Genomic DNA, 11,444 nt, shown 5'->3' on the forward strand with positions numbered 1-11,444 from the left:
TTACAGACGAAGGTCAGATTCAGATTGATCCAGTACATATTTCAGGTCATATAAAATATGTGCGGACTTGCCCAAGGCACGTAATGCTTCAGCACCCATGGCTTTAAACTGATCATGGGCAACGGCCAGAATCACAGCATCATACTGATCCTGTTCCAGATTTGCGACTGGAGTAATTCCGTATTCATGTTGAGCTTCGCTTGCATCTACCCATGGATCATACACATCGGCAGCAATATTGTATTCTGTCAGCTCATTGACAATATCAATAATTTTGGTATTACGAATATCCGGGCAGTTTTCTTTAAAACTTAAGCCTAAAACTAGAACTTTGGCACCTTCGACCTGAATTTTTTTCTTGATCATTGCCTTGACCAGCTGGGTCACTACATAAGCCCCCATACCGTCATTTAAACGACGGCCTGCCAGAATAATTTCAGGGTGATAACCGATAGACTGCGCTTTATGCGTTAAATAGTAGGGATCGACACCAATACAGTGTCCACCTACCAGTCCTGGACGGAATGGCAAGAAATTCCATTTGGTACCGGCAGCCTGCAAAACTGCTTCCGTATCAATTCCCATTTTATTAAAGATCACGGCCAGCTCATTAATCAGGGCAATGTTGACATCACGCTGGGTATTTTCAATGACTTTTGCTGCTTCAGCCACTTTAATGCTAGTTGCTTTATGCGTACCTGCTTCAATCACCAGGTTATACACCTGATCGACAAACTCAGCGACTTCAGGCGTAGAACCTGAGGTAATTTTCAGAATATTGGTGACACGGTGCAGCTTATCGCCCGGGTTAATTCGCTCCGGACTATAACCGGCAAAGAAGTCCTGATTGAACTTCAGGCCTGATACCTGTTCCAGAACCGGAATACAGGTCTCTTCAGTTGCACCCGGATAGACAGTAGACTCATACACCACCACATCGCCTTTTTTAAGCACCTGACCAATGCTAGTCGAAGCCTTAACAAGTGGCGTTAAGTCTGGCTGTTTGAATTCATCAATAGGGGTAGGTACAGTGACAATAAAAAAGTTACAGCTTTTTAAATCTTCTAGATTTGCTGAATAACTGAGCTGATTTGCCTGTTTGAGTTCTTCTGGGGAAACTTCAAGGGTATGGTCTTGACCACTTTTTAGTTCATCAATCCGCTTTTGATAGATATCAAACCCGACCACTAGTACTTTTTTCCCAAATTCAACTGCAAGTGGTAAGCCCACATAACCTAAACCAATCACCGCAATTTTCAAATCTGCAATAGATAGCATTTCAACGCCTTATTAATATACTGTACTTATAAAGAGCAAATCTTTCGGTAGGTATACTAGCAGAAAAACATGAAAATTCTGTTGTGATTTAACACCAAAAAACAAAAAATAGGTCTAATGTATAGGGCGTATTAGACCTCTTGCGAAAGTATCGTTTTACCTAATTCTTGAATTGGCTAAAACCTTATAAAATGTAGCTTTGGGCTGTTTAAATTTTGACTAACGCAAGAAGTCTATTGTTCATATAGCCAACGCGAGCAATCTTTAGAACTCTACATATCATTTTAAATTGATGGTGTATTCAAGGATACACTGATACTTTACTTTAGCAGGCTTGAAATGCGGGGTGAAAGCAGTGCTTTCACTTTAAGATATCCCACTCCTCTTCAGTTTGTTTAAGCTGACTTTTAAGACGAAGGATTTCTTTCTTTGCTTCGAGCAATTCATGTTCATCAGGGTTGTTACCTAAAGGTTGTACTGCCTTTAGCCATTTATAAATCTGTGCTGTGATACACCTAAACGTTCTGCGACATCTGGGACAGAGCAGCCACGTTCAGTAATCAATTTAACAGCTTCATCTTTAAATTCTGGAGTATATCGTTGTCCACTCATAATGTTCTCTCTTATGCAAAAAGAATAGACGATATTTGTCTAGGAGAATGGTGGCAGTCCAAAAGATGGTTATGTACGCTAGAATTTCTAGTGGCTATTCAGACTTAGCTCTCTTGTGAGAGTTAAAACTGAAAAATTACTTTTAAAAGAAACATAAATTTCGTATCTTTCTTCTTGAAAACATTGGGCGTATTGTTTCATGGGGTGTTTTACAATTATAAATTGAAAAAATCCCAATAACTCTAATACACTTAACTTTTTCAGCTAAATATAAATGTGTCGTATTTCGTATTTGAATACGCTAATCTTTTAAAATGGAGATAATCTTGCTCAACAATATGATTGTATTAAAGGAACGTCTTAATAAAATTTTAGATTTTATAGAAGATAAGAATGATGTGATTTTTGTAGATTTCCCATTTTACTACAATGTTGGAGATTTGCTGATATTGGCAGGAACAATAAACTTTTTTAAGAAAAATTCTATTAATGTGAAATTATATTTATCAACTATTAATTTTAATGATATTAATATAGCCAATATAATTACTAAAAATATTACGATAATATGTCAGGGTGGGGGTAATTTTGGAGATATTTATACCGCTCACCAAAACTTAAGAGAAAAGATAGTAAAAGAATTCCCAGACAATAAAATCATTATTTTGCCTCAAACTGTTTTTTTTAACAATAATGAAAATCAAGAAAAATCAAGAAAAATTTTTCAAAAACATAATAATATAATTATGTTTGCCAGGGATCAGGTGACGTATGAAATTTTTAAAGAATTCACAAATTATACATATTTAATGCCAGATATGGCTCATGCGCTTTATGGAGAACTACCCAAAAGTAAAAAAAATAAAAATATTTTATACTTTTTAAGGAAAGATATTGAAAAAAACCCCATTCAATCTGAAATTCAAGACAAAATTAAAGGAAATGATTGTCTAGATTGGGATGATTTAATTACTAAATTTGATAGAATATTTTTTTCTATCACATATAGACTAATTCAAATTAATCGTATACTAAAGCTACAATCATTAAATAAACTAATTTTTAAAATTTGGTATAAACATGCCTGCTCATTGACTTTTAAAGCATCAAAATTTTTCTCAAGTTATGAAAGTATTGTAACATCACGCTTACATGGTCATATTTTATCTTGTTTAGTCGATGTACCCTCTTCTATTATTGATAATAGTTATGGAAAAAACACGGAATATTATAAAGTCTGGACTAAAGATTTAGAAATAACTTCTATTGCAGAGAAATAATATGCTCAATATCTATATAGTTTCCTTAAGGAAGGATACAGAAAGAAGAAAGACTATCGGTAAGATTTTAGATGACTTTGGCCTTCAGTATGAATTTATTGATGCAGTTTATGGAAAAGAGCTTTCTGAAAATGAATTGAATTCGATTAGAGCTAAAAGCACAGGAGCAATTCTTACGAGAGGACAGAGGGCCACACCCGGCGAAATAGGATGTACACTAAGTCATATTAAAACATACCAAAAGATATTGGATAACAAACTTAATTGGGCATGTATTTTAGAAGATGATGTTATTTTAGATGAAAGATTCAAGAAATTTATTACTACTTTTCAAGATACTAAATTAGACCCAAAAGCGCTTTATATCCTAGGGGGGCAAAATGGCTTAAATCAAACTCATATTACTAAAAGTAATAAAAATTATCATTTTATTGGAGGGCAAAAGTTTCATAAAACCATTAAAAGTGAATATGTTATATGTAGAACTTGCTGTTATCTTATGAGCTCATGTTTGGCTAATCAAATGATTGAGTTGTCTCAGTCAAATTTTATAATTGCTGATGATTGGGGTTATTTATCAAAAAGTAGCATTATTAAGAAAATATATTTGTCTGATTTTGTAGATCATCCCTTAGATCTCTCTACAAGTCACATACAAAAAGAGAGAGAACTTGCTGGATTAAATAAAGTAATAAATTATCCCAAAGCTAAAAACTCTTTTTCTATAATTGTGAAAAGATCTTTAAAAAGTAAACTTAGGGTGTTAATTTTAAAACTCTATAAATACATAGAGAAAAAAGATCCTTTGTAATTTTGTATAACCTTTTGATTTTGAGGCAATATACTATGATAAGATTAACCCGTTAGGTCAGGTAGCCGAACTTAAATAAAAGTCTCTGACAAACCCGGTACGGTTCAAATCGCTATGTACGTACTTTATAAATCCGGTAAAATGTCTTTAATTTATTTAAAATGATTTTAAAAATTTAATAATGGAACCTCATGTGCGACAAATTCAACTGGCTTTTTTTCTGACTTATGGTCTCGCTTTGACTGGCTGTGCAGTGACTTCTGGTCTGCAAACTTATGATCTACCGGTAGAAGGTGTTTATCAAACCGAACTCGGCACGTCGGTCAATGTGATTAAACTCACCCAGGATTCTATGCTTGCGGTTCAGCCTGCTGTACACAACATTCAACAAGACTATGCGCATTTATTTAGTACGCCACATCGTCACTACAGCCTAAGTCCAGGTGATATTTTATCTATTTCCTTATGGGCCTATCCAGAGATTTCAGGAAGTGAAGGCTACCAAATTGACCAAAGGGGTTCTATTAACTTCCCGATGATTGGCCACTACAAAGCGGCGGGCAAATCCCTGACTCAAGTTAACCGCGAATTACGCAACCAGCTATCACGTTACCTAAAAACCCCAGATGTAATTGTTCGGGTGTTGTCTTATCAAGGTAAATACTATTCGATTCAAGGTAGTGCTGGAAAAGGTGGTATCTATTACTTAACTGATCAACCTGTCAGTTTATATAGTGCTTTAGGCATGGCGGGTGGTATTGGTGATAATGCATCGATTAATTTAATAAGACAGGGCCGAAATTACAGCTTAAACACTATTGAATTAGAAAAGGCTGGCTATTCCCTACATAATTTACTTATACAGCCAAATGATACAATTTATGTGAATGCTAGAGAAAATCATAAAATTTATGTCATGGGTGAATCTGGTAAAAACCAGGCTTTACAAATGCGTGTAGAAGAGATGAGTTTGACTGACGTATTAGGTGAAAGTTTAGGAATTAATCCTTTTACTGCAAGCCGCAGTAAAATTTATATCCTTCGCAGCCAACAAAACCAGAAAATGACACAAATATATCAACTAGATCTAAGTAATATTGGTGACTTTGGCTTAGCCAGTCAGTTTAAAATGCGTAGTAATGATATTGTATATGTAGATACTACTGGTTTAGTTCGCTGGCAACGTATTATTAACCAAATTTTACCTTTATCTAATACCTTCTTAGGTTTTGAGCGTTTAGGTCAATAATGCAGATTAAATGTATTTTGGTGGTTTGTATTGGCAATATTTGCCGTAGTCCTATGGCCGAATACTTTTTAAAACAGCAGTATCCGCATTTACAGATTGAGTCTGCAGGTATTGCTGGCTTGATTGGGCATGCAGCGGATGAAAAAGCCAGCTTATGCATGCAACGTTTGGGGATTGATTTGAGTCCTCATGTTGCTCGCAAACTGAATACCGAGATGATTAAATGGGCCGACTTAATCTTCGTGATGAGTCAAAACCAACAAAAACATATTGAGCAGCAGTGGCCTTTTGCGAAAGGAAAAACATTTCTTCTCGGCCACTGGAGATCTCAAAATATTGCTGACCCCTATCAATATGACCAAAATGTATTTAATGACACATGCCAGCTGATTCAACAGTGTGTTGAAGACTGGAAAAAATATATTTAATTTCTGAAAGACGATTATGAGCAAAAATACTGATACAGAAGACAGCATCGACTTAAAAGAACTATTCTTTTCCCTAATTTCACAATGGAAATTAATTACACTATGTATTATTTTGAGTTTAATATGTGCCTTACTCTCTTTGAGAATTACTCCCTATACTTATAATGTCGATGCACTAATACAAGTTGAGGATAGTAAAGGAGCTTCAGCTGTATTATCTGGAGGTCTTTCTTCTGCAATTGACCAAATGTCACCTGCTCAGGCAGAAATTGAGATTCTAAAATCACGCTTAGTCTTAGGGACTGTCATCGATCATCTAAATCTTGATATGAAAATTTCCGGAATAGAAAATTCATTTTGGAATCGTTTACTGAAAACAAATACATATACAACTCAATATTCAGAAAAATCAGTATTATTCAAGGATAATCAAAAAAGTTTTGAAGTTCAAGAATTCGATATTCCCGCAAAGTTTTCAAACAAAAATCTTTCTTTGAGTTTTGAACAGGGTCAATATATTCTTACAGATACATCTACACAGCAGGAAGTTTTTTCAGCTCCCCTAAATAAGATCAGCCAAATTCAGTCTGAAGATGGTATATGGAAAGTAGGAATTTTCAGTCAAGATACTTTTGATACAACCTATAATATTCGTAAACAGAATCTACCGGCTGCTGTTTCAACTATTCTTTCCCAATTTCAAATTTATGAAAAAGGTAAAGGAGCTGGTATTCTTAGTTTGAATTATCAAGGAACTGATAAGGAACATATTACTCAAGTACTAAATGCTATTCTAGCCGTTTATGGTCAACAAAATATTGAACGAAAAACAGCAGAAACAGCACAAACTTTAAAATTCCTTGAAGATCAGCTACCTGAACTTAAACAACAACTTGATACTGCAGAACGTGAATTCAACCGATTCCGTGAGCAATATGACACTGTTGATGTGACACAAGAATCCAACCTTTATATTTCACAGAGTATTGGACTAGAATCCACCAAAGCTACACTTGAACAACAAATAGCAGAAACGTCAGCCAAATATACAACTGAACATCCAACCATGCAACAAATGAATGCTCAACTGGCTGCTGTTAACAAGAAAATTGTAGAATTAAATGGTACTTTAAAACGCTTGCCAGAATTACAGCGTCAATATTTGCAATTATTCCGTGAAGTTGAAGTAAAACAGCAACTATATACCGCACTTCTAAACTCATACCAACAACTTCGTATTGTCAAAGCAGGCGAGATTGGTAATGTACGTATCATAGATACAGCAGTCGAGCCACTTGGACCAATCAATCCTCAGAAAATGCGAACTATAGTCATTTCATTATTTATAGGCGGTTTCCTGGGCACCTTGCTGGCTCTACTGCGTCACATGTTGCATTCGGGTATTAAAGATTCAAGTCAAATTGAAAATGAGTTGGATTTACCTGTCTATGCGACAGTACCACGCTCACCTGTACAAAATAGCTATATCAAGCTGGCCAAGAAGAAAAAATATATTCCTATCCTGGCGGTTAAAAACAGTGATGATATTGCGATTGAGAGTCTGCGCAGTATGCGTACAGCCATTCATTTTGCCTTGAGCAATGCTCGCAATAATATTGTGATGATTTCAGGTCCCGCACCTGAAGTAGGGAAATCGTTTATTTCCACCAACCTGGCTGCAATATTGGCACAAAGTCAAAAACGTGTGCTATTGATCGATGCAGACTTACGTCGGGGTTATATCCATAAATACTTTAAGCAGGATCATCAACCCGGTCTGGCAGAATATTTAAATACGCAAGCCAGTTTAGATCAGGTCATCAAAGCAACTGATATTCCAGGATTAGATTTATTAATTCGGGGTAAAAGTCCGGTAAACCCATCAGAGTTACTCAGTACCCCACTATTTGGTGAAATGCTGAATCAATTATCCAGTCAATATGATCACATCCTGATTGATACCTCACCGATTCTGGCAGTCACTGATGGGATTATTATCTCGCAACACGCGGGTGTGAATTTATTGATTGCACGTTATGCACAAACTCAGATGAAAGAGCTGGAATTAACAGTCAATCGTTTTGAACAGGTGGGTGTCAAGGTCAATGGCGTGATCTTGAATGATATTCAGCGTTCAAGTGCAGGCTATGGCTATGGCTATAATTATGCTTATGCCTATAAAGCTTCAAAAGACAAGGATTAATCTACTTTATTAAAATTTCACACTCTGCTTCAGCAGGGTGTGAAATGCCCCTTTATTATATTTAATTCAAATGATCATTGCTGAAAAAATCAACTAAAAACCCTATCGTGCTTACCGTCTAAAACTACTGAGAATAGATAAGAATGTTATCCAAAACACTGATGGCTACCCTAGCATTAAGCTCTTCATTGGCCTTTGCCCAAGGCATCGTTTTAAATGAGCAGAACCTCCGCACTGATTTAAACTGGCTGAATCAGCAAGGGGTGATTCAAATTAGCACTTCAACCTGGCCAATGAGTGGTGATGAAATCCAACGTGCCCTTGCTCAGGCTAAAATCAACAATAATACTCAACAAAAAGTGCTTGATACGGTATTGGCACACTTGAATGCCAATAACCAACTGCTCAAAGTATCGTTATTTGCAGAGACTGAGCAGAAGAATATGCCTCAAGCCTTTGGTGATCAGCAAAAAGCGCAATATCAGTCAGGCGTAGAACTCAATGCAGGTAACCAGAACTGGGATGCCAAAATTCGTGTCAATGCGGAAAAAGATCCACAGATTGAATCTGATCAAGATATCAATGTAGAAAGTTCCTATATCGCTGGAAAATTATGGAACCAATGGCTGATTGCTGGACAGATTCCCGCCTATTGGGGACCAAGTCATGATAGTAGTTTAATTCGCGGTGATGCCAGCCGCCCTGTTTATGGGGTGACGCTGCAGCGTGCCGAACAGAATGCTTTTGCAAACAAATGGCTGTCCTGGATGGGTTCTTGGCAATATCAAGCTTTTGCCGGACAACTGGATGACTACGATGCTTTACCTGATGCAAAACTGATTGGGTTGCGCCTAACTGCACAACCTGTGCCCTATTTAGAACTCGGTGCATCGCGTGCTATTCAGTGGGGCGGTGAAAACAGGCCTGAAAGCCTGAGCTCACTTTGGGATGCGTTTGTTGGCAATAAAGATAATGGTGGTACAGGCGAACCTGATCCATCAAACCAAATTGCCGGTTTTGATGCACGGTTAAACCTACAACCACTCATGCAAATTCCGATGGGTATATATGCACAATATGTGGGGGAAGATGAAGCTGGAGGCTTGCCGGCCAAAAAAATGTATTTGGCTGGGATAGATTACTCTTCAAGCTATAACAATCTGCCCTTCCAGCTCTATACCGAATGGGCAGATACCCGTACCAATGGTAAAGCATTAGGGGTTTCATATAATCACACCAACTATACTGATGGTTTCTACCAACATGGCTACCCCCTAGCGCATGCCATGGGTGGTGATGGCCAAATGCTGTCTTTAGGTGGCGATATTCATTTTGATCGTATAAACCGTGTCAATGCCCGGGTATTATTTGTGAAATTTGACCAAGCTTCCAATAGACCTGATAGAGGTATTACTAATTACGCATTTCCAGAACAAGATGAATTAAAAGCGCTAGATCTAACCTGGACACATTATCTACACCCAGATATCCCACTAAAACTGAATGGCTGGGTGAGTGACTCAGATGTGCATGGCAATGATAGCGGTATATCGATTGGTATTGAACTCCCCTTAGAAAAAGACTTATTTTCCTATTAAGTCTTCTTTAAAATGGAGAATTCAAGTGATGACTATAATGATGCCTATGCTTATAAACCCAAAAAGATCAGGATTAATGTAAGCATCCGCTGAACCCCCTACCTGTTTTTTTAATTCTGATCAGGTTTCCAGCGGTTTGGCAGTAATTTATTTGGGTCACGTTATGTATCGGCAGTCTTTTTAGCATATTACTTGTATTTGGTTGCCATTATGAAATGGCAACAGACCCTATTCATAATTGGAATTATTTCAACTTTTTTGTAAGTAAATCGGTATCGATAATACTTTTAGTCGAAAACCGCACAGCACCGACTTCCTGATTAGGAGCATTAATTCCCTCTTGGCTCAACATCACTTGAGCTGTTTTAAACATGATTTTAAAATCTAACCACATATTATGCTGTTCAACATATTGTACATCTAATGCAAATTTTTCTTCCCAGGATAAATTATTGCGTCCACTTACCTGAGCAAGCCCTGTCATACCAGGTTTAACTTCATGCCGTCGCATTTGTTCATCAGTATAATGCTCTAGAAATTCTTTCATTTGAGGCCGAGGCCCAACAATACTCATCTCTCCTTTCAAAACATTAATCAGCTGTGGCATTTCATCTAAACTTGAAGAACGTAACTTTTGTCCAAATGCAGTGATACGAAATTTATCAGGTAAAGGATTACCTTCCTGATCTAGTACATTTCTCATAGAACGAAATTTAATCATTCTGAATAATTTGCCATTTTTACCCGGTCGTTCTTGGTAAAAGAAAATAGGCGAACCCAAATTTTTTCGTACTTTATAAGCGATAATAATAAAAACCGGGAATAATATAAGCAAAGCCATGAATGCAATCACTATATCAAGCACCCGCTTAGATACCTCTCCTTTACTCCTCATTAAATCAGCAATAGAATAAAAATAAATTTGAGGCGTGAAAGATTCTTTTGATATCCAATTATCTTTATGCACAAAATGTCTAGATTTTATTTTACCCATTTTATCTAATTGATCTTTTTTTGAAGAAAATTTTATTATTTTACTTTTACACTCTCCTTTATTTTTAGAATATTTTTTTAATATAATAGTATTTTTTCTATCAGATAAAGGCTTATATATTAAAATAGTATTTTCTTCATTATTTTTGATCTTAGCTTTTTCTTTTTTTAGATACATTAATAAACACCTCGATATGTCTATTTTTTATTAATCATATCAAGGGTTTTATTTCTTAAGTAGCAATATATCTTAGATGGAATTATCGACCTAAAAATAATCTTATATTAGTATTTTTTTATTAAAACCTTAATTTAAATATTATAAATGAAAATTTATTTGATATTGCAATAAAATCTTTGTTCTCCTATCAATAAAATAAGCTATTTCGTGAATGATTAGCACTTCATAGTATCCATTAAATATCCTCAATAAATATAGAAAAGTAGCGGTAATTTTTTTAAATAAAAATTCATAAAATACAACACAGCTCACACTAAAAAAATGTGACAAAATGTGATTTAACAAAGAAGACTGTGATTAAATTCACCAATTGACTCCATATTTTGACTACATCAAAAACGTTAAGAGACTGATTTAGCAAGTGTATAGCATCAACAAGCACCTAAAATTTTTCTATATAACTGAAAAACTTATATTTTTAATATTTGTATCAAATATGTCATTTTTACTATTAGGAATTATCTCTAGACTGATGTTTGTATGCTTTCATACATCTGCATAAAAATAGATTTTATTTAAATCTTGTGAGTTATTTGCTTGAATAGAAGAAGAACGAGGAGTTAGCTCAGCTAAATTATAGCTACAAGCTAAATCACTCAATAATGACGTTTGAAAAATCCTGTAGTTACGGGCTTGTAAAATAAAGTTCTATCTGTAAGGGGCTTTGTTGCACAAACCTATCTGTAAAGGCTTTTTCAGCGATATAATTTTCAAATGAAGAAGCCTACACACAAAATCTACCGCACAACCA

General features: G+C 35.7%; 8 protein-coding genes and 1 pseudogene. 6 read left to right on the top strand and 3 right to left on the bottom strand.

What is annotated here, in order from left to right; genetic code table 11:
• Positions 1-1,278, bottom strand: coding sequence for a Vi polysaccharide biosynthesis UDP-N-acetylglucosamine C-6 dehydrogenase TviB (gene tviB, locus NI455_RS08790; RefSeq protein WP_253113661.1), 1,278 nt, complete (start codon positions 1,276-1,278; stop codon positions 1-3).
• A gap of 364 nt (positions 1,279-1,642) precedes the next feature.
• A pseudogene (locus NI455_RS08795) lies at positions 1,643-1,890 on the bottom strand (transposase); the annotation flags it as partial.
• 326 nt (positions 1,891-2,216) lie between these two features.
• Here NI455_RS08795 and NI455_RS08800 point away from each other — a divergent pair.
• The 6 genes from NI455_RS08800 to NI455_RS08825 all read left to right on the top strand — a co-directional run bounded on the left by NI455_RS08800 (position 2,217) and on the right by NI455_RS08825 (position 9,459).
• A complete protein-coding gene (locus NI455_RS08800) occupies positions 2,217-3,170 on the top strand; it encodes a polysaccharide pyruvyl transferase family protein (RefSeq protein ID WP_253113662.1) in 954 nt (317 codons plus the stop codon).
• A 1-nt stretch (position 3,171) separates the two neighbouring features.
• Positions 3,172-3,981 carry a glycosyltransferase family 25 protein gene (locus NI455_RS08805; protein ID WP_253113663.1) on the top strand — a complete coding sequence of 270 codons (810 nt, stop codon included), beginning with the start codon at positions 3,172-3,174 and terminating at the stop codon, positions 3,979-3,981.
• 193 nt (positions 3,982-4,174) lie between these two features.
• Entirely contained in the window at positions 4,175-5,230 is a 1,056-nt protein-coding gene (locus NI455_RS08810) for a polysaccharide biosynthesis/export family protein (RefSeq protein ID WP_253113664.1), read from the top strand.
• Positions 5,230-5,658, top strand: a complete 429-nt coding sequence (locus tag NI455_RS08815) for a low molecular weight protein-tyrosine-phosphatase (protein WP_253113665.1) — start codon at positions 5,230-5,232, stop codon at positions 5,656-5,658. The genes NI455_RS08810 and NI455_RS08815 overlap by 1 nt, the downstream gene beginning before the upstream one ends.
• A gap of 16 nt (positions 5,659-5,674) precedes the next feature.
• Positions 5,675-7,861, top strand: coding sequence for a polysaccharide biosynthesis tyrosine autokinase (locus NI455_RS08820; RefSeq protein WP_253113666.1), 2,187 nt, complete (start codon positions 5,675-5,677; stop codon positions 7,859-7,861).
• A 143-nt stretch (positions 7,862-8,004) separates the two neighbouring features.
• Positions 8,005-9,459: a capsule assembly Wzi family protein gene (locus NI455_RS08825; RefSeq protein WP_253113669.1), complete on the top strand. Its 1,455-nt coding sequence runs from the start codon at positions 8,005-8,007 to the stop codon at positions 9,457-9,459.
• A 244-nt stretch (positions 9,460-9,703) separates the two neighbouring features.
• Here NI455_RS08825 and NI455_RS08830 read toward each other — a convergent pair whose 3' ends face one another.
• Positions 9,704-10,354 carry a sugar transferase gene (locus NI455_RS08830; RefSeq protein ID WP_253113674.1) on the bottom strand — a complete coding sequence of 217 codons (651 nt, stop codon included), beginning with the start codon at positions 10,352-10,354 and terminating at the stop codon, positions 9,704-9,706.
• Positions 10,355-11,444 lie beyond the last annotated feature (1,090 nt).

Origin of the sequence: Acinetobacter lwoffii (genome assembly GCF_024129435.1) — a bacterium.
Taxonomy (GTDB): domain Bacteria; phylum Pseudomonadota; class Gammaproteobacteria; order Pseudomonadales; family Moraxellaceae; genus Acinetobacter; species Acinetobacter lwoffii_F.